The 20740-nt window shown below is 37.3% G+C and carries 13 protein-coding genes; all 13 read right to left on the bottom strand.

Annotated features, from left to right (window positions below; all coding sequences use genetic code 11):
- Nucleotides 1–133: 133 nt before the first annotated feature.
- The 13 genes from GGQ84_RS13605 to miaB all read right to left on the bottom strand — a co-directional run bounded on the left by GGQ84_RS13605 (nucleotide 134) and on the right by miaB (nucleotide 20570).
- Nucleotides 134–1795, bottom strand: coding sequence for a long-chain-fatty-acid--CoA ligase (locus GGQ84_RS13605; protein ID WP_429163358.1), 1662 nt, complete (start codon nucleotides 1793–1795; stop codon nucleotides 134–136).
- Nucleotides 1796–1940: 145 nt separating this feature from the next.
- Nucleotides 1941–3617 carry a long-chain-fatty-acid--CoA ligase gene (locus GGQ84_RS13610; protein ID WP_429163359.1) on the bottom strand — a complete coding sequence of 559 codons (1677 nt, stop codon included), beginning with the start codon at nucleotides 3615–3617 and terminating at the stop codon, nucleotides 1941–1943.
- Nucleotides 3618–3638: 21 nt separating this feature from the next.
- Nucleotides 3639–4601 (bottom strand): electron transfer flavoprotein subunit alpha/FixB family protein, encoded by a 963-nt coding sequence (locus tag GGQ84_RS13615; RefSeq protein WP_429163360.1) that lies wholly within the window; start codon nucleotides 4599–4601, stop codon nucleotides 3639–3641.
- Between the two features lie 16 nt (nucleotides 4602–4617).
- Nucleotides 4618–5400, bottom strand: a complete 783-nt coding sequence (locus tag GGQ84_RS13620) for an electron transfer flavoprotein subunit beta/FixA family protein (RefSeq protein WP_429163361.1) — start codon at nucleotides 5398–5400, stop codon at nucleotides 4618–4620.
- Nucleotides 5401–5426: 26 nt separating this feature from the next.
- Nucleotides 5427–7181, bottom strand: coding sequence for an acyl-CoA dehydrogenase family protein (locus GGQ84_RS13625; RefSeq protein WP_429163362.1), 1755 nt, complete (start codon nucleotides 7179–7181; stop codon nucleotides 5427–5429).
- A gap of 25 nt (nucleotides 7182–7206) precedes the next feature.
- A complete protein-coding gene (locus tag GGQ84_RS13630) occupies nucleotides 7207–8382 on the bottom strand; it encodes a thiolase family protein (RefSeq protein WP_429163369.1) in 1176 nt (391 codons plus the stop codon).
- Nucleotides 8383–8400: 18 nt separating this feature from the next.
- Nucleotides 8401–10800, bottom strand: coding sequence for a 3-hydroxyacyl-CoA dehydrogenase/enoyl-CoA hydratase family protein (locus GGQ84_RS13635; protein WP_429163363.1), 2400 nt, complete (start codon nucleotides 10798–10800; stop codon nucleotides 8401–8403).
- 75 nt (nucleotides 10801–10875) lie between these two features.
- Complete coding sequence (locus GGQ84_RS13640; protein WP_429163364.1) at nucleotides 10876–11898, bottom strand: acyl-CoA dehydrogenase family protein; 1023 nt, start codon at nucleotides 11896–11898, stop codon at nucleotides 10876–10878.
- Between the two features lie 252 nt (nucleotides 11899–12150).
- Nucleotides 12151–14268, bottom strand: a complete 2118-nt coding sequence (locus GGQ84_RS13645; protein ID WP_429163365.1) for a sigma 54-interacting transcriptional regulator — start codon at nucleotides 14266–14268, stop codon at nucleotides 12151–12153.
- Nucleotides 14269–14286: 18 nt separating this feature from the next.
- The gene (mutL, locus tag GGQ84_RS13650) at nucleotides 14287–16074 is read right to left on the bottom strand and encodes a DNA mismatch repair endonuclease MutL (RefSeq protein ID WP_429163366.1); all 1788 of its coding nucleotides are present in this window, start codon (nucleotides 16072–16074) and stop codon (nucleotides 14287–14289) included.
- Nucleotides 16067–18682: a DNA mismatch repair protein MutS gene (gene mutS, locus GGQ84_RS13655; RefSeq protein WP_429163370.1), complete on the bottom strand. Its 2616-nt coding sequence runs from the start codon at nucleotides 18680–18682 to the stop codon at nucleotides 16067–16069. The genes mutL and mutS overlap by 8 nt, the downstream gene beginning before the upstream one ends.
- Before the next feature lie 128 nt (nucleotides 18683–18810).
- Nucleotides 18811–19185, bottom strand: a complete 375-nt coding sequence (locus GGQ84_RS13660; protein WP_429163367.1) for a YlbF/YmcA family competence regulator — start codon at nucleotides 19183–19185, stop codon at nucleotides 18811–18813.
- Between the two features lie 68 nt (nucleotides 19186–19253).
- Complete coding sequence (gene miaB / locus GGQ84_RS13665; protein ID WP_429163368.1) at nucleotides 19254–20570, bottom strand: tRNA (N6-isopentenyl adenosine(37)-C2)-methylthiotransferase MiaB; 1317 nt, start codon at nucleotides 20568–20570, stop codon at nucleotides 19254–19256.
- Nucleotides 20571–20740: the final 170 nt, after the last annotated feature.

Below are 20740 nucleotides of genomic sequence, written 5' to 3' on the forward strand. Positions count from 1 at the left end.
GTGAAACCTTTACTTTATTCAAGTCAAATAGCAAAATAAGCTGTTTGGTAAAGTTAATTTTTAAGCAAAAAGCTTATTTTGCAAAAGTCTCACATAAGAAAACTAATGGACAATTTGCCCATTAGTTTTTGGTTTACCCAGTATCCTTGTTCTCTTCTTGAAGTGCCCTTCGCAGGACCTTGCCAATCATAGTCTTTGGAAGTTCACTTCTGAACTCAATAATGGTTGGAACCTTGTATTTAGCCATTTTTTGCTTACAGAATTCTTTTATTTCTTCTGCTGTGGCAGTTTCATCTTCCTTGAGAACTATAAATGCCTTAACCGTTTCCCCTCTATATTCATGGGGCACTCCGATAACAGCAGCTTCTAGTACTTTGGGATGTTCAAAGAGAACCTCTTCCACATCTCTAGGATATATGTTAAACCCGCCTGCTATAATCATATCTTTCTTTCTATCAACAATAGTAAAGAAACCGTCCTCATCTATAGAAGCTATATCTCCAGTTTTTAGCCAGCCATCTTTTAGTACATTAGCAGTTTCTTCTTTTCTATTTAAGTACCCTTTCATAACCTGGGGCCCTTTAACTAGCAGCTCACCTATATCCCCTACTTCTAAATCTTCCCCAGTATCTAAATCTACTATTTTAGCATCAGTGTTTGGCAAGGGCAATCCTATCCCAGGCTTTCTCAGTCCGTACAGAGGTGTACAATGAGTAACAGGACTTGCTTCAGAAAGCCCATATCCCTCAACAAGGTTTCCTTTAGTAACTTCTTCAAACCTCTGCTCTATTTCAATTGGCAATGGAGCAGATCCACTTATACACACTTTAATGGAAGTTAAATCATATTTAGTGATATCAGGATGATTGACAATCCCAATATACATAGTGGGAGCACCTGGAAAGATTGCTGGCTTAGCCTTATTGATTATTTTCAACACATCTGCCACTTCAAATTTTGGAACCATAATTAGCTTTCCGCCAACGCGAAAATTCAAATTCATAGCTACTGTCATCCCATAAACATGAAAAAAAGGAACAACTGCTAAAATATCATCTTCTCCAAAGGTAACATCAGGCATCCAATGGCACACTTGATATACATTTGCAACTAGATTTTTGTGTGTTAGCATTACTCCTTTAGCTTTGCCAGTTGTTCCACCAGTATATTGAATAACTGCTACATCATTCACCGGGTCTATTGTCTCAGCTTTATCTCGAGGCGGGTTTTCTGCAATTAACTTTTTAAAACTATAATATTTATCTTCTGGTATCTTAACACTAGTTCCTTCTTTCCACTGCTTAATTTTATAGAGAAAGTTTAGGGGGAATGGTAAATAATCAGATATGCTAGTAAATATGATGTTCTTGAGAGGAGTTGTTCCAATAACATTTTCTACTCTTTTGTACAATAAATCCAGGGCAATTATGGTATCTGCTTCAGCGTCATTCAACTGAAATTCCAGCTCTTTTTCCACATATAGGGGATTTGTTTGCACAATTGAAGCCCCTAGCTTTAAAGTTGCATAATAGCTTATCACATATTGAGGGCAGTTGGGTAACATTACGGAAACCCGGCTTCCCTTTTTTACTCCTAAAGCTTCTAAAGCAGATGCCATTTTGTTTACTTGATTGTTCAATTCACTATATGACAACTTAGCCCCAAAAAATTCTGTTGCCGCATTGCTAGCGTACTTCTCAACACAATCATCTAACAACTGATACAGTGGGATATTTGGGATCTGTACTTCTGTCCCAATATTTTTTGGGTACGATTTTTCCCACGCTCTTGTCATTTTAAATACCTCCTATTCTTTTTTCAGAAGTCCTAAGCAACGGCGAACTTAGTTAAATTATTTATAATATTCAGAAAATTATCCACACTCCTTTCCATGCCAGTTTTTTGTACAAAGCTTCCAAACTAGGAAGCTTCGTACATTACTAACTAGTCTTTTTCACTTCTTCTTGTAATACTCTTCGCAACACTTTTCCTACCATGTTCTTTGGTAAGTCATCCCTAAATTCTATCTCTGTGGGAACCTTAAACTTAGCCATTCTCTGCTTACAGAAAGATTGTATTTCCTCAGCAGTCGCAGTTTCATTATCGTTGAGAACAACAAATGCCTTTACAGTCTCACCCCTATACTCATGAGGAATACCTAAAACTACTGCTTCCTTGATTTTAGGGTGTTCAAAGAGTACTTCTTCTACATCTCTAGGGTAAATATTGAAACCACCAGCAATGATGACATCTTTTTTCCTATCCACAATGCTGAAATATCCTTCGTCATCCATAATAGCAATGTCTCCCGTTTTCAGCCACCCATCACTACTTAGAACTTCTTCCGTTTCTTCTACCCTATTTAAGTAACCCTTCATAACTTGAGGTCCTTTTACTATAAGTTCTCCTATTTCCCCAGGTCCTAACTCTTGACCGCTTTCATCGATAATTTTGCAATCAGTATCTGGAAAAGGCAACCCAATACCAGGCTTTCTTTTGCCATAGATGGGGGTACAGTGGGTAACAGGAGAAGCTTCCGAGAGTCCATACCCCTCAACTAGATTGCCCCTTGTAATGGCTTCAAATTTTTGTTGCACTTCAATAGGCAAAGGTGCTGAACCGCTAATGCAAACTTTAATAGAAGTTAAGTCATATTTATTTATTTCTGGATGATTGACAATCCCAATGTACATGGTGGGTGCACCTGGAAATACAGCAGGCTTATACTTGTTTATGAGCTTTAATATTTCCTCTACCTCAAATTTAGGAACCAAGATCAGGCTACCAGCTATAGTGAAGTTTAGGTTCATGGCCACGGTCATCCCGTATACGTGGAAAAATGGTACCGCTCCTAAAACATCATCCTTCCCTTCTACTAAGCTAGGGGCCCACTCTTTTACCTGCAATGCGTTGGCAACAAGATTTCTGTGAGTAAGCATTACACCTTTTGCTCGCCCTGTAGTGCCACCTGTATATTGGATTACCGCAACATCTGTTTCTGGTTCAATATCCACTTGATAATCTAATATGTAGCTCCCACTTAACAAAGACCTAAAATTATGAAAATTCTCCCTAGGCTCAATCTTTACTTTTGTGCCTTCTTTCCATTGCTTTAACTTGTATAATTGCTTAATGGGAAATGACATATAATCGGAAATGCTCGTAAATATAACGTTTTCAAGCGGTGTTTCTTCAATTACATTGACAATTCGATTGTGCAAGAGATCTAATGTAATTATAACCTCTGCTCCTGAGTCGTTGAGCTGAAACTTTAATTCCTTTTCTACATAAAGTGGACTAGTCTGAACAACTGCAGCACCAAGCTTTAAAATTGCAAAGTATGATATCACATATTGAGGGCAGTTAGGTAGCATTATTGCTACCTTACTGCCTTTTCTAACTCCTAGGTTCCAGAGGGCTCCTGCAAACTGGTTCACTTGGTCTTGAAGTTTCTCATATGTTAATTTTGACCCAAAATATATAGTTGCTGTGTTCTTAGGATAATTTTTTGTACAGTTATCCAACAGTTCATATAGAGGTATATTGGGGTAATCTATTGAACAACTACTTCCCTCGGGATACGACTTAAGCCATAATTTACTATGGTTATCGCTCACTTTCAAAGCCCCCTCCCTGGTTTAAAGCACTTCTTTGAACTTATTAGTCAGTGCAGGTACTACTTCATAAATATCTCCAACTAATCCGTAAGTAGCTACTTCAAATATAGGGGCTTCAGGGTCTTTATTTATTGCTATTATTATATCAGAATTTTGCATACCTGCCAAGTGTTGTAAAGCGCCTGAGATCCCACACGCTATATAGATTTTTGGTTTTACTGTTTTTCCAGTTTGCCCAACTTGGAAGGAGTGGTCTATCCACCCAGAGTCTACCGCAGCTCTGGATGCACCCATAGCTCCCTTTACTGCGTTGGCCAACTCTTCAATCATCTTAAATCCATCAGGATTTCCTAATCCCCTACCGCCAGATACTATTATATCTGCTTCTTCTAGCTTTATCTTGCCACTAGCTTCTTGAACTACATTTAAAATCTGGGTCTTTAAGTCCACTTCACCAGGACTCAAAGCAACTTTATTTCCTGCTGCCTCTCCGGCTTCAGCCTTATCAAAGGCTTTAGGTCTTAATGTTATAAATTGCTTTTCACTTTTCCATGCACACTTTGTTCTCATCTTGTCACTAAATATACCCCTGGTTCCAACAAGCTTCCCGTCCTCATATTCTAAGTCGATGGCATCAGCTATTAACCCACCATGCATTTTTGCTGAAACTCTACCCAGCAAGTCTCTACCTTCTAGAGTAGCTCCAGCTATAATCACATTAGCTTCTGCCTGGTTGATAGCTTCTGCCAAGGCTTCTGTATACAATTCTGTACTATAATCTTTGTATTTATCGTCTAAAGCAGTATAAAGATTTTCTACACCGTACTTTAGTATTTCATCAACTGCAAGATCACTACCCCCAACAACTACTGCATTTAATTTGCTTCCCATTTGCTCGGCAATCTTCTTTCCTGCTCCCAGTGCTTCGAAGGCTACTGCTGGAAACTTATTGCCAGCGTTTTCAATATATACTATGATACTCATAATTTTTCTCCCCCCTCTACAACAGTTTTGATTCAATAAGTTTATTTACCAGTTGATCTACAACTTCATTTGTATCCCCTTCTAAAAGGTCACCCTTTTCTCTTTTAGATGGCTCATAAGCATCTACTACTTCTAGAAGTGAACCTTCAAATCCAGTTTCTCCCTCAACTCCAATGTCAGCGATTGCATAAGTGGGTACCTTTTTTCTATTTGCCTTCATTGTACCTTTAATAGAAGGGTATCTTGGCTCATTAACTGCTTTCTCTACGGATACAACTGCAGGCATGCTAACTGCCACTTCCATGTATCCTCCATCAATGGCTTTTTTTACGGTGAGCTTATCTCCTTCTACCTTCTCAATACTGTTTATAAAAGTTACTTGTGGCAAACCTAGCATCTCAGCTAATTGGGAAGGTAGCTGTCCTGTGTTGCCATCTGTTGTCATACGACCCATTAATATTAGATCGTATTCACCTACTTTTTCGCATGCTTTTGCCAATACTTTAGCAGTTACATAAGAATCTGAGCCCTTTAATGCTGGGTCACTAATGAGTACACCTTCATCAGCCCCCATTGCCAATCCTTCTCTAATTGCACCAATAGCTTCTTCAACACCCATGGTAAGAACAGTTACTTTACCACCGTGTTCTTCCTTCAACTTAAGTGCTGCTTCCACAGCGTTTCTGTCTAATAGGTTGATATCACTAGTAACTCCATCTCTGACAACGCTTTTAGTTCCACCGTCTAAGCTTATTTCCGTTGTATCTGGAACATATTTCACACAAACTAAAATGTTCATTAAAGCTCTACCCCCTTTTCCTTATATTAGCAAGTATATTTCTTGGCCTCGATTATTTCAGCTGCAATCCCTTCAGCTTGCTCTACCAAATTCTCTGGATCAAACCTAGTAAGCTTCCTCAAAGCTACTAGCTGAGTTCTCAATGTATCCCCTGTTTCAGTGGCTGCTAAAATTTGCTTAGCCCAGCCCTCAATTTTAGGGAATGTAAGGTTGCAGTAGTATCTAGTCATCTTAACCTTTAAGTCGTTCTCATCACTGCAGTTCTTTTCTGCTCTTGCTAATGCACATTCCATGGCGAATACTTCAATAATTATATCCGCTAAGTTGCCCAGTATCTGTTGCTGATCTTTTAAGTCAGTGCCAAATTTCTGAGCTGCTACCCCTGCAGTCATTAGAAGAATCTTTTTAGCCATTGCAAGCTTTTTCTTTTCAACCTCTAGCAAGCCGTCTCCAGGCTGTTCAGGCATCATTTCCATAATTTCTTTTCCAACCTTTTGAGCCTCTTGTAATAATGGCAACTCGCCTTTCATGGCCTTTCTTAAAAGTGTAGCTGGAATTAACAATCTATTAATTTCGTTAGTTCCCTCAAAAATTCTATTAATTCTACTATCACGATATATTCTCTCTACGGGATACTCTGAAGTATATCCATATCCCCCGTGGATTTGAACTGCTTCATCAGCTACAAAGTCCAGAACTTCTGACCCGTGAACTTTGTTAATAGAGCACTCAATTGCATATTCCGCAATGGCGTTTGAGGTTTTTACACCCGCATCTTCAGCTTTCATATCAACCTGAGCTAAACTTTCATCTATCAATCCTGCAGTTTTGTAAACCATACTTTCAGAAACATAAGTCATGGTGGCCATTTTTGCAATTTTTTCTCTAATTAAACCAAAGTTTGCAATTGGTGTATTGAACTGCTGTCTTTCTAAGGCATAATTCACAGCTTCTTCTATGGCAACTTTAGCTGCACCCATAGTTCCACCAGCAAGCTTATATCTACCGATGTTCAAGATATTAAAGGCAATTATATGTCCTTTACCCACTTCTCCTAATACATTTTCCACTGGAACTTTTACGTCATCTAGTATTACACTGCGAGTAGAAGATCCTTTAATTCCCATTTTCTTCTCTTCAGCACCAAGAGAAACCCCTTCTAAATCTCTATCAATAATAAATCCAGTGAACTTATCCCCATCTACCTTTGCATAAGTTACAAAAACATCAGCCATACCAGCATTAGTGATGTACTGCTTAGTACCGTTAATTGTGTAATATTTGCCGTCATCACTTAACACTGCCTTGGTTTTTGCTGCCAAAGCGTCAGATCCTGAGCCCGGTTCTGTCAGACAATATGCTGCTATTTTTTCCCCAGAAGCAAGACCTGGTAAATATTTTTTCTTTTGCTCCTCGTTTCCATAAAAGACAATAGGTAAACTTCCAATACCTGTATGTGCACCTTGAGCTAAAGAAAATGCTCCACCCTTAACAATTTTTTCAGTTATTATGATAGAACTAATTTTATCTAAGCCCATACCTTCGTACTCTTCCGCTATATCAGCACTTAGTAAGCCTAATTCTCCAGCCTTCTCTAGACACTGTCTCATAAGCCCTTGTTCCTGAGCTTCCAAGCGCTCTAATAGCGGCGCTACTTCACCTTCTACAAAGTTTTCAGCAGTCTTACCGATCATCTTTTGTTCATCGGTAAAATCCTCTGGCGTAAAAGAGTTTTTACTATCTGGCTCATTTATAAGAAAGCTACCACCTTTAACTACCATTTTATTTCCCCCTTTTATTGGATAATTAGATTCTTTCAAATACTCCTGCTGCTCCCATGCCGCCACCAATACACATGGACACAATTCCGTATCTACCATTTCTCTTCTTTAGTTCATTTAAAAGAGTCAACGTCAGCTTTGCCCCAGTACAACCTAGTGGGTGACCCAAGGCAATAGCGCCTCCGTTTACATTTACCTTTTCTTTATCTAGCCCTAGTTCTCTAATACAATAAAGGGCCTGAGAGGCAAATGCTTCATTTAATTCGTAAAGATCAACTTGCTCCTTTGTAATCCCAGCCATCTTAAGAGCCTTAGGAATTGCCTTTACTGGGCCAATTCCCATCTCATCAGGGTGTACTCCAGCAACTGCAAAAGATCTAAATACTCCTAGTGGCTCTAGCCCCATTTCTTTAGCTTTCTTACTAGACATAAGTGTCACCACAGCAGCTCCATCACTAGTCTGGGATGAGTTTCCCGCTGTTACAGACCCTTTTGCTGCAAATGCTGGCCTCAGTTTTGCTAACTTTTCTAATTTGGTATCTGCTCTAACGCCCTCGTCTGTTTTAAATTCTATTTCCTTACTACTCACTTTTCCATTTTTATATGCCTTATTAGTTATTGTGATAGGAGTTATTTCATCTTCAAATCTTCCGTTTTTAATTGCTGCAGCAGCCTTCTGGTGACTCTCTAGAGCAAATTGGTCCTGCTCCTCCCGGGATATATTATATCTCTGAGCAACATTTTCAGCTGTTAGGCCCATGGACAGATAAACATCCGGATAGTTATCCATCATATATGGGTCTGGAGCAATTTTGTTCCCCCCCATGGGAACAGCAGACATACTCTCTACTCCTCCAGCCATAATCACCTCTGCAAAACCTGCCATGATTCTTTCCGCTCCCATGGCGATTGTTTGTAAGCCCGAAGAACAAAATCTATTAACTGTGACACCCGGCACGTCCTCAGGTAATCCAGCTCTTAACCCCATAATCCTAGCAGTATTCATTCCCTGCTCCCCCTCCGGGAATGAGCATCCTAGAATTAAATCTTCTATTTCTTTCGGATTTAAATCTGGAGTTTGCTTCAAGCAATTTGAAATAACATGAGCTGCCAGCTCTTCTGGTCTTGTATCTTTTAACGTCCCTCTGTTGGCTTTTCCGATAGCCGTTCTAGTTCCCGCAACAATAACAGCTTCATTCATCATTCAACCCCCCTTTGATTAGTTTCTCAATGGTTTTCCTTTAGACAACATGTACTGCATACGCTCTTGTGTTTTAGTTTCAGCGCACAGCTTCACAAAAACCTCTCTCTCTAAGTCCAGCAAGTATTCCTCACTAACTAACGTATTAGCAGGTACGTTCCCCCCAGTCAACACATATCCAAACTGATTGGCTAGATATTGATCGTATTCACTAATATATCCTGCTTCTTTCATACTGTAAGTTGCAAGCCTCAATACAGCTAAACCTGCCTCTCCAACAACTCTAATTGGCTTAGGTTTAAATGGCTCAAAACCTTGTGTATCCATAGCTAACACAGTTTGCTTAGCTTGATAAATTACGTGATCAGTATTTACAACTACTCTATCAGTTTCTCTGATAAAGCCCATTTCCTTAGCCTCTTGAGCACTAGTAGCCACTTTACCCATTGCCACTGTTTCAAAAGCTTTATTTATAAATGGCTGTAGGTCTACCTTTTTATCACCGGCTTGTTCAGATGCTCTCAATGCCATCTCTTTAGTTCCTCCACCAGCTGGAATTACACCTACTCCCAGTTCCACTAGTCCTAGATAGGATTCTGCTGCTGGCGTTGCCTTGTGACTATGCAGCACAACCTCACATCCACCACCAAGTGCCATTGCATGGGGTGCTGCAACTACAGGCTTCTCACAGTACTTAAGATTCATTAAGGCTTTCTGGAAGTGTCTAATCATTAAATCTATTTCATCAAAGTACTGATCCTGCGCCTCCATTAAAATCATCATTAGATTTGCACCAACACTAAAGTTTTTACCTTGATTTGCCACTACCAGTCCCATACCATTTTGTTCCACGTAGTCCACACTGTAGTTAATCATGGATAAGATATCTGCTCCGATGGCATTGCTATGGGAATGGAATTCTAAGCAATAAACATTATCTCCTAAATCAATTAGACTAGCACCTGCATTAGACTTTACTACACCATTTGCCTTTTTAACCTTCTTAAGGTTAATCTCTCTTGGAGAAACGTCAACCGGCTTATATTCCTTTGATTTAAAATCAAAAAACTCTCTGCCCTGCTCAGTTTCCTTATAGAAGCTCTTGTACCCCTTGGCAAGTAAATCCTCAACTACTTGAGGTATTTCTTCCCCTTCACTTTTCATTTTCTCAACTGACTTTTCTAATCCTATTGCATCCCATGTTTCAAAGGGACCTAATTTCCAGTTAAAGCCCCACTTCATAGCATTATCTACATCCACAATAGAGTCTGATATTCCCGGCAACAATTTAGCTGAATATAGTAAGACATTTTTTATGTTGTCCCAAGCAAATTCCCCAGCTCTGTCTTTTGCATAAACTACTGCTTTAATAGAATCCCCAGGGGTTTTTGCATTTTTAGCAGCCTCCAAGGATGGGAAACCAACCTTTTCCTTTGGCTTATATTCTAATGTCTTGTAATCTAAGGTAAGGATCTCTGACTTGCCGTCCTTCTTCACCTTTTGGAAAAAGCCCTGTTTTGATTTTTGACCTAACCATCCCTTTTCGATCATGTCTAGCACAAACTGAGGAACAGTAAAGGTTTCTTTCTCTTTTTCATCTTGAACATTGTCTTGTACATTCTTTGCCACGTGTGCAAATGTGTCTAAGCCAACTAGGTCTAATGTTCTAAAGGATGCACTCTTAGGTCTCCCCAGGGCAGGCCCAGTTATTTTTTCGATTTCATCAATACTATAATCTTTTGCTATCATACTTTTGATTGTTGTAAGCATCCCAAATATGCCGATTCTGTTTGCAATAAAGTTTGGCGTATCTTTGGCAAAAACTACGCCTTTCCCTAGAACATTCTCACTAAACTCCCTCATGTATTCAAGCAACTCAGGCTTTGTCTTTTCAGTTGGAATTAGCTCTAGGAGTTTCATGTATCTAGGTGGGTTGAAAAAGTGCGTCCCTAAGAAGTTCTCTTGAAATTCATCGGGTAAATGCTCAACCATTTTATTTATAGATAACCCAGATGTATTAGAACTTATTATGGCATCCTCTTTTTTCACGTCTGCAATTCTACTGTAAAGTGATTGTTTGATATCAAGCCTCTCAATTACAACCTCTACAATCCAATCGCATTCAGAAAGCCAATCAAAGTTATCCTCCATATTCCCCACAGTAACTAATTCTGCATTTACCTTGCTGTAAAAGGCTGCAGGCTTTGCCTTCATAATATTTTTCAATCCATTTTGCGCCAGTCTATTTCTAACCGCTGGATCCTCTAATGTTAACCCCTTTTTTTCTTCTTCAGGTGTTAAACTATTAGGAACAATATCTAGTAAATAGCACTTAATACCTACATTTGCTAAATGGGCAGCAATTGTAGCTCCCATTACTCCAGCCCCCAGTACAGCAGCTGTTTTTATTTTGCGCATTTTATACTTACCTCCTTCTATTTAAATTGAAAAAGTTATACTAAGAAAAAGCCTTTAGCCATCACCTCCCTAAAATCATAAGTCCCATGTTACTTCACAGTGCTTTAATACCTTTTCTGATAACTTCTTTAAGTAAAGGGATTTAGTCAATACTTCCTCTTCACTTTCCCACTCAATATTTTTTTTGTTTACATAAATACAGGTTTCTGTAGCTACTTCGTTAGCGCCTAGATTTGAAAGAAATGCTTCTTGATAAAATGGAAGACCTTGATCTTTTAGGTATGCTGCTTTATAAGCTAATAAATTAGTAGATTCCAGCTTAGATAAAATTTTGGTTAGCAAGTAACTAGACTCTTGGCTAGAATTGTTGGCAAGGCTGTGTTTTACATTTTGCCGGGCTATCCCTACTGCTATTGCTGTTAAGTCCATTAAACCCATTTGAAAAACCTGGTTAGTTACCATTAAAGCAGTTTCGTTTATTTTGACCTCTTCTAATTTAACTATAAAACCTTTGCTCACTCCCCTATTGACAATGGTTACTTTACTTCTATCTACGATAACCAATCTAAAAGCACTCTTGGAATTTTGAGTTTCCACACGAGCTAACAAGATAAAGTAGTCTGCTTCTGCTTGATATTTATTTACAGGACAAGATCCCTTCAAAATTAAACTATTACTATTTTTCTGAATTAGAACATTAATTTTTTCTTCGCTAAAATACTCATAAGCTGGGCAAAAGGCAAGCATCCGCCCTTTCTCTGAGATATCTATTAGGTATGTTAGCTTCTGGGTATCACTGCCTGATAATAGCAAAGAGTACACAGCTAAATTGTTGTATACTATAAAGAGTGCTGCGTCTATGGAGTACCTAGCTATTTTATCCAAGGCTATAAATAGACTTATAGCATCACAGTCAAATCCGTTATATTCACTGGGAATTGGTAGTGCCAAAAAACTGTGTTCTTTTAACTTACAGTTAATTTTTTTAAAAATAGTACTCTGACAGTTAGTGTTGTATATAGGCATGAGATTTTGCTCTCCAAAGTTGTTCACCATTTTTTTTATTGTGATATTTCCTGCTGAGTATCTGAAATCCATACCTAACCATCCTCAGAAAAATATTTTCAACCTACTAATATCTAGAAGCAAAAACCGTGCCAGTTTTCCGAAAATTAGTTTTATTCCGTTTATTTGTTCCTAAAAGGAGTTAAAGCAGTAGCTTTTGTCCTTTTAAAAAAAAATTAAATTTTCTGATAAATAAGATTTTGACATATAAAAAGTGTCCTATTTAGTAGACTAGCGTCTACCTAATAGGACACCCCAATAGGACATTTTAGCATTTTTGGATATTTAATCTAATAAATTAAATTTATTCAATTTGCGGTACAACATTGACCTATGAATATTTAATAACTTTGCCGCTTCATTCTTATTGTTGTTCGTGTACTCCAGTGCTTTCATTATAGCCTTTTTTTCTGCATCTTCTAAAGCTTGAGATAGAGTTTTTAATTTTTGCTCTTTCACTATCCCACGACTCTCATCTTCAGAATTGTTTTTTTCTCCCTCCTTCTTTAAGGAAGGAAAATGTTCTTCATGTAAACTATCGTCATCTGTTAGGTTTATAGCTCTTTCAATGATATTCTGCAATTCGCGAATATTACCAGGCCAAGGATATCTAATTATTTTTTCCATTGCTTGATCACTGATATTCTTAACATTTCTCAGTAACTGGCTATTTAATTTATTAATTATGTACTCACACAGTAAGGGAATATCTTCTTTTCTATGCCTTAAGGGAGGAGTTATCAGATTCACAACATTTAGCCTATAATAAAGGTCTTCTCTGAATTCACCCTGTTGCACTAATTCTTCTAGGTTTTTATTAGTAGCAGCAATAACCCTCACATCGATTTTTATTGTTTCATTACTGCCCACTGGTTCAACTTCTCTTTCTTGCAAAACACGCAACAGCTTAGCTTGCATAGTTAAAGGCATGTCTCCTATTTCATCCAAAAAGATAGTTCCTTTGTCAGCTAACTGAAATTTCCCTGGTTTTCCACCCCTTCGCGCTCCAGTAAATGCCCCTTCATCATAACCAAATAGTTCTGACTCCAGTAGATTTTCAGGTATTCCTGCACAATTAATCTTAATAAAAGGAGCATTCTTTCTACAGCTAGATTGATGGATTGCATGGGCTAGCAACTCCTTGCCAGTTCCACTTTCACCCATAATTAAGACTGTTGAATTAGTCTGAGCTGCGCGCTGAGCTTTGCGTTTAAGCCACTTTATTTTTTCACTTTTTCCAACTATATGATCAAAATTATATTTGCTCTGCCTTTCTTTTTCCAATTCTTCTTTATAGTAGGCAAGCTCTGTTTTTATTTTATTAGTTCTAGAAGCAAAGTCCTTAGCCAAAGATATATCTGCGAATAAGCTCTTGCCTATGGCTCCTACAATTTCCCCGTTTTTATTGATTATAGGTACTCTCATAACTACAACTTCTTTTCCCCTTACCTGCCACAATTCAGCTAATTGAGGGTTACCAGTTTCCAGTACTTCGTACATCTTTGTCTCAGGAATAATATCTTCTATTTTCTTCCCTATCACTTCTTCTTTTTCAACTTCTAAAAAATCACAGTAGGTATTATTAATTAGCTGAATAACGCCCTTATCATCAATTACAATGGCAGCTTCATAAGGGTTTTCAGCCAATGTTTGTAGTATATTTTTTAAATTTTTTACCTCTTCTAATTCCTCAGCTATATTTTCTAGTTTTGTCATATCCTGCAGCACACTTACTGCCCCCATTATTTTATCACTGCTAATAACAGGGGTTATGTGAGCAACAATTGGAATTTCATTAATTCTACACTTATAAGAATTAATGGGTATACCAGTCTCCATTACTTCCAGCAATGGCTCAAAGTCAATATTAGGGATAATGTTCAGTCCAGTATAAGACTTCTTTACGTTTAAGTTGAACATACTTTTTGCAGACTTATTTAGGACTCTTATATTCTTATTATTATCAATAGCTACAACACCACTATCAGCGCTATTTAGTATTATTTCTGTTTCTTGCAGTATTTTTTCAGTTTCCTCAGCTAACCTTGCTAGCACATCAGTCTTAGTAACAAGACCGATTAACTTATTGCCTTTATCTACCACAGGAAACCGTCCTATATTTTCACTTCTGATTAAATCCCCTATGGTTCTAATTGACATATTTGCCGTTACCTTAACCACATCTAATAGCATTATATTTTCAACTGGTGTGCCTAAAGTAATCCCATTTTTAATTATGTTCAATAAGTGAGACTTCATTATGAGTCCCTTTAGTTTACCTGTATCACTTAGAACAGGTAGTGTATATATTCTATATTCATCAAAGCATTCAATAGCATCTAGAAGTGTTTGTCCGCACTTAATTGAAATCACTTCTCTTCTCATGATATCTTTAACTAGCATATATACACATCCTTTAGCTTACCTTAGAAATTTTCTAGCAATAAATTCATTAGAGAATGATATTACTGTAGGCCTACCATGGGGACATGTCACTCCATTCTCTTCTTTTGGTATTAAATTTATTATGTTTTTCATTTCTGCAAAGCTAAGCTTTTGGCCTGCTTTGACAGCCCTTTTACATGCCATTATGACACATGCTTGATGATACATAGTATCACCATCAATAGATCCTCCTTTACTCAACATATCTAAGATTTCTCTGAAAACTAGCTCCTCATGACCTATATTTATTTCCTGAGGCACTTCTCGCAACAGAAAACTATTATTGCCAAAGTGCTCTATGGTAAAACCAAAATCTAACAAGGTGTCGATATTATTTATCAAAACTTGAGACTCACTATTGGTTAAATCTAATTGCACTGGAATTAATAGTTGTTGCCTCTCACCGCCACTTCCATTCTTTGCTTTTTCCATCATCCTGTTATAAATAATTCGCTCGTGAGCTGCATGCTGATCAAATAAAAATAAGTCTCCTTTGCTTTCACACAATATATAGGAGTTGTCCAGTTGGCCAATTATCACATAATCATTATGGTCTTCTGCCTTGTATACTGGTGTTTCAGGAGCTTTAATAAGCTCTTTTTTAGGGATATCTGCGCTTTTTTTTATATTTTGTGATTTCCATATATTTGATGGTAGTTGTTCAAATGTTTCTCGTTTCTCTTCTGTTTTATTAACTTCTTTGACTTTATCAATTTTAGGTTTATCTTTAAAGGAAGTATCCTTGACCTGAAAAACACTATTAAAATCATTAGTAGTTGCCTTGTTTAAGTCACCTGCCACCGCTTCTGCTAAAACTTGATGAACAACATCCTCATTTGTAAACCGAACCTCAGTTTTAGCCGGATGGATATTAACATCTACTTTGTCGGGACTTAGTGTGATCCCTAAGACGAAAATTGGAAATCTACGAATTGGTAAGAGAGTTTTGTAACATCCTTCAATTGCATTGGTTAGTGCTTCTGACTTTACCAAACGATTGTTTACAAAAAGCACTTGGGATTTTCGATTTGTCCTGTAATAGCTAGGGCTACTGATAAAGCCTTCAACATTTATGTCATTACTTTTAAACTCTATTTTAGTAAGATGTTTAGTAATTCCAGTTCCCCAAATTGAAGCTATCACATCTAGCAAGCGGTTATTGCCCGGAGTTTGAATAATGGTTTTTTTGTCTGTACGCAAAATAAATACTTTATCAGGGTGAGATAGGGCAATTTTTGAGACTAAATCAGAAATCTGGGCGTGATATGCACTATCACTTTTCATGAATTTTAGCCTTGCGGGAGTATTGAAGAACAGGTCTTTAACTACAATATTAGTTCCATCACTACAGCCGATTTCTTTTACTTCACTTTCTTCCCCAGCCTCTATGGTCATAGTGCAACCAGTTAACGCCTCTTTTTCTTTTGTCCTAACTTGTATTCTTGCCACTGAGGCAATACTAGGTAAGGCTTCTCCCCTAAACCCTAAAGTTGATAGCGTGCGTAAATCGTCTATTTCTTTAATTTTACTAGTAGAGTGCTTTTTAAATGCCAAGAGCAAATCATCTCTCGACATTCCATTGCCATTATCAGAAACACCGGTAACAGCCTTTCCTCCCCGTTCAATGTACACTTCTATTCTAGAGGAACCAGCATCTATTGAATTTTCTACTAACTCTTTTACCACCGATACTGGTGTTTCTACAACTTCACCTGCTGCAATCATGTTCGTAGTATGGTAATCCAGTAAGTGGATATTACTCATTAGAACTTACACCTCTTTTTGAACTGCAACTAAGCTTTAATTGATGCAGAAAATTTATTGCATCTAAAGGAGTCATATTGATTAAATCTAATTCATTAATTTTTTCTAGTATCTCTGCCTCTAATTCTTGGCTATTGCTTTTCGGGTTGGTAAATTCTACGGCTTCGGCTGTTTTTGTTTCTGCTTTTGTTTTTATATCTTCTTCACCTTTGGCACTTTGATTTCCTTCTAAACTTGTTAAAATTTTCTCTGCACTTGATAGGACTTTTTTAGGAAGACCAGCTAATTTTGCAACATGGATACCATAGCTTTTATCCGTACCACCTGGTACAATTTTGTGCAGAAAAATTACATCATCTTTATCTTCTTTAACTAAAACGCTATAGTTTTTAATACCAGACCGCTGTTGCTCTAAACTAGTCAGTTCGTGGTAATGGGTAGCAAAAATTGTTTTAGCTTTTATTGAATCGTGAATATATTCTGTAATAGCCCACGCAATACTTAAACCGTCAAAGGTACTAGTCCCCCTACCAACTTCGTCTAGTATTATTAAACTTTTATCCGAAGAATTGTTCAAAATGTTAGCAACTTCATTCATTTCAACCATAAAGGTGCTCTGACCAGTTGTGAGGTCATCCGCCGCCCCTACACGAGCAAAGATGCGGTCCCTAATATCAATATTAGCCCTCCGCGCCGGCACAAAACTTCCAATCTGTGCTAAAAGGGTCAGTAATGCTACTGTACGCGCAAAGGTGGATTTTCCAGCCATATTAGGGCCCGTTATAATGTGGAAGAATTCATCATCATTTAATTCTATGCTGTTTGGAACAAAGCTATTTTTTTCAATTACTTCTATTACTGGATGTCTTGCATCTTCAAACTTAATAACTCCCTCTGTATTTATTTTAGGCATACTATAATTGCGTTTTATGGCTATATGGGCAAAGTTTGCCATTACATCAATCATAGCCAATAGATATGCACTTTTTTGCACTCTAGCCCTTGCTTGTCCTACTAAGCCAGTGATATCTCCGAATATCTTTTGTTCTTTTTCAACTAGTAACGACTCTGCATTGGTGATTTTTTCTTCGTATTCTTTTAGCTCTGGTGTTATATAACGCTCACAGTTTGCAAGGGTTTGTTTTCTTTGATAATAGTCTGGAACTAAAGCTAAGTTTGATTTGGTTACTTCAATATAATAGCCAAAAACCTTATTAAATCGGATTTTTAATGATTTAATTCCTGTTGTTTCCCGCTGCTGATGTTCATAATCTATGATCCACTTTTTACCGTTTGTAGAGATATGCCGCAGCTCATCAACTTCTTTAGAGTAACCGGATTTAATAATTTCCCCTTTTGCTGTGGTACTTGGAGCTTCTTCAACTACAGCACTATCAATGATCTGAAATATGTCTAACAGTGGATCTATCTCCTCATGTGCTCTTTGTAAAGCCCGAGTACTGCTGTGAGCAATTAGCTCTTTTATATCTCTAATTACACTAATTGAGTGCTTTAACTTAATTAAATCCTGAGGATTCCCACTGCCTATGCATATTTTACTAATTAACCTTTCCAAGTCATAAACCTTCTTTAACTTATTTCTAATCTCTTCCCTAATTATATTTTCATCTACTAACTGGGCAACTGCTTCCTGACGTTTTTCAATTTCCGATATAGAAATCAAGGGCTGATTTAGCCAGTTTCGCAGCAATCTTCCTCCCATTGCTGTAACAGTTTCATTAAGAACCCAAAATAAGGAGCCTTTTTCTTGGTTATTTTTCATGGTAGTAGTTAACTCTAAATTTCTTCTAGTAGAATAATCTAATGTCATAAAATCGCCTACAGTATAGTAGGATATTTTTTCAATATGTTTGATATTTGCTTTTTGAGTGTTATTTACATATTCAAGTAAAGATCCCGCTGCAATTACAGCCACATCTTCTTTTTCACAACCAAAGGCCTCTAAGGATTGCCCCTTAAACTGCTCCAAAATAATTTCCTTACTCTTTTTATAATTTACATCTTCTTGTTCTAAAACTGATACTGTATTGTTTATATTTAAATTAGCTTTATCAATAAAGGATAACTCCTCTTTTTTCTCCACTATTATCTCTACAGGTTGAATCCGGTTTATTTCATTGATAACATTTTCCCTGTTATCTGCAAATTGAGTCAGTTTAAACTCCCCTGTAGAAAAGTCCGTATATGCCACTCCGAATATATTATTTTTCAATACAATTGCCATTATGTAATTGTTCTGATCCTCAACCAATAGCTCTTCTTCTATTAGAGTCCCTGGAGTAATAATTCGCACTACATCTCTTTCTACAATCCCCTTGCTTTCCTTTGGATCGGTTAGCTGTTCACATATGGCAATTTTGTAACCACCCCGAACCAAGCGAGCAATATAGTTTTTAGCAGCATGGTACGGTACACCACACATGGGCACTTTGCTACTTTTGCCCCCATCTCTACTAGTAAGAGCTATCTGCAATTCTTGAGATGCAACTTCAGCATCCTCAAAAAACATCTCATAAAAGTCTCCCAAGCGAAAAAATAAGATGCAATCTTTGTATCTACTTTTAATCTCTAGGTACTGTTTCATCATTGGTGTCAGCTTATTCACCTTTAGTCCCCCATTTTAAGTGATTATATGACATTATAACACAGTTAAAATAGCAGTAAAATAACAAAAAAAAAAGCAGAGATTCGCTCTCTGCCTTTCTTTAAGTAAATTTAGCAACCGCTACAACCGGAACCGCAGCTAGAATCGCTACAACCCTGATCACCACTGATAGCTGAACTAATAATTGTATTTACCTGTTGCAAAAGTTGTTCAAAGTCTTGTTGAGCTTTCATATAAGAACTAATTGAGTCATTACCTTGCATCTTAGCTTCCAATGACTCAACAGCTTGCTTTTGCTCTTCGGTTAATTCTTTACCTTGCATCTGAAGTTGTTGTAACTCTTGTTGCTTTTGTTGGAATTCCTGAATGATTTCTCCTGCAGTAGGATCAACAGTCATTCGCGCTTCAGCATTTTTAAGTTGCTCTAACTCAGGACTACTAGCAATAGCTGCTCCAAGAGTTTTTGCTTGCTCTATTACTGACATAATTTCACCTCCATAATTTTGGCATAACATACTCTTTCTATATATAATAAGTAATTCCTGCCTAAAATTTAAAAAAGTGTCCCTTCTAATGACCAAGTCTTAGTTTCAGTTATCTCAACATCAACAAATTTACCTATTAGACTACGGTCTGCGGCAAAAGTAACAATCTTATTAGTACTTGTTCTGCCCGCAAGTTTATCCGGGTTACCTTTGCTAACACCTTCCACTAACACTGTTACTTTTTTACCCAATAATGGCTTGTTTTTCTTGTAGCTTATTTCGTTTTGAACTTCGATTAGTTTATGTAATCTATCTTTTTTTATTTGTTCCTCAACCTGCTCAATCATTTCAGCTGCCGGAGTACCTGACCTTTTAGAATACATGAACGTATATGCATTATCATACTCTGCCCTTCTCACTGCCTCTAAAGTGAATTCAAAGTCTTCCTCTGTTTCCCCAGGAAAACCTACAATTATGTCTGTAGTAAGACTAGCTTCCGGTAATATTTCTTTAATCATATCTATTAACTCAAGATACTCTTCCCTAGTATAACCACGATTCATTTTTTTTAGTATTCTATCGCTACCAGCTTGAATAGGAAGGTGAATCTGAGGACAAACGCTGTCTGATTCGGCAATAGCTTCAACTGTCTTCCTATTGAAATCCCGAGGGTGTGAGGTCATAAATCTTATTCGTGGCATCTCTGTCTCTGCATCTATTTTTCTAAGTAAATCTGCAAAATCCATTTTTTGTTCCAAATCTTTACCGTAGGAGTTTACATTTTGACCTAAAAGCATCACTTCGTTAAAGGCTTCTGCCTTTAGTTTATTAATTTCAGCTATGATAGCTTCAGGCTTCCTGCTTCGCTCCCTCCCCCTCACGTAAGGAACAATACAGTAGGTGCAAAAATTATCGCAGCCATAACTAATGTTTACATAAGCTTTAATCTTATCTTTTCTCATGCTAGGCAAATCTTCAACTATTTCCCCTTCTTTAGACCAAACTGATGTAATTTGCTGATCAAATTCCTTTACCTGAGTAATAAATTCAGGTAACTGATGCAAGTTGTGGGTTCCAAAGATTATATCCACATGGGGAGCTCTAGCCTTAAGCTTGTCCGCTGCTTCAGGTTGCTGCACCATACAACCACACACCCCTATTATAAGTTCTGGTTTTTTTTCTTTTAGGTGCTTCAGTTCACCTATTTTACCAAGGATTTTATTTTCTGCACTTTCCCTAACACAGCATGTATGCAGGATAATAATGTCAGCATCTTCAAATTCTTCTGTTTCCTTGTAGCCATGCTGACATAATATTCCCGCTAATGTCTCTGCATCTCTTTCATTCATTTGACAGCCATAGCTTTTTATCTTATAAAGTCCCACTTATACAACCTCCTATATTGAGCTCATTGTTATATTCTAACACTTATTAGCAATTTGTATCAATCTATATAAAATCACTAGTGTTGCATAAAAACTTATCACCATAGTACAACCAGAATTAAGAAGAAATATTCTTGCATTTATTTTTATTTATTCAATAATTTTACATA

It is taken from the genome of Desulfitispora alkaliphila (assembly GCF_050433185.1).
GTDB lineage: Bacteria > Bacillota > Desulfitisporia > Desulfitisporales > Desulfitisporaceae > Desulfitispora > Desulfitispora alkaliphila.

Bases quoted from the DNA above. Each gene is read 5' to 3' on its own strand.
- GGQ84_RS13640 (WP_429163364.1), bottom strand. From the start codon at position 11,898: ATGGATTTCAGATACTCAGCAGGAAATATCACAATAAAAAAAATGGTG.
- GGQ84_RS13605 (WP_429163358.1), bottom strand. From the start codon at position 1,795: ATGACAAGAGCGTGGGAAAAATCGTACCCAAAAAATATTGGGACAGAA.
- GGQ84_RS13615 (WP_429163360.1), bottom strand. From the start codon at position 4,601: ATGAGTATCATAGTATATATTGAAAACGCTGGCAATAAGTTTCCAGCA.
- GGQ84_RS13635 (WP_429163363.1), bottom strand. From the start codon at position 10,800: ATGCGCAAAATAAAAACAGCTGCTGTACTGGGGGCTGGAGTAATGGGA.
- GGQ84_RS13625 (WP_429163362.1), bottom strand. From the start codon at position 7,181: ATGGTAGTTAAAGGTGGTAGCTTTCTTATAAATGAGCCAGATAGTAAA.
- GGQ84_RS13620 (WP_429163361.1), bottom strand. From the start codon at position 5,400: ATGAACATTTTAGTTTGTGTGAAATATGTTCCAGATACAACGGAAATA.
- GGQ84_RS13660 (WP_429163367.1), bottom strand. From the start codon at position 19,185: ATGTCAGTAATAGAGCAAGCAAAAACTCTTGGAGCAGCTATTGCTAGT.
- mutL (WP_429163366.1), bottom strand. From the start codon at position 16,074: ATGAGTAATATCCACTTACTGGATTACCATACTACGAACATGATTGCA.
- GGQ84_RS13645 (WP_429163365.1), bottom strand. From the start codon at position 14,268: ATGCTAGTTAAAGATATCATGAGAAGAGAAGTGATTTCAATTAAGTGC.
- mutS (WP_429163370.1), bottom strand. From the start codon at position 18,682: ATGATGAAACAGTACCTAGAGATTAAAAGTAGATACAAAGATTGCATC.
- GGQ84_RS13630 (WP_429163369.1), bottom strand. From the start codon at position 8,382: ATGAATGAAGCTGTTATTGTTGCGGGAACTAGAACGGCTATCGGAAAA.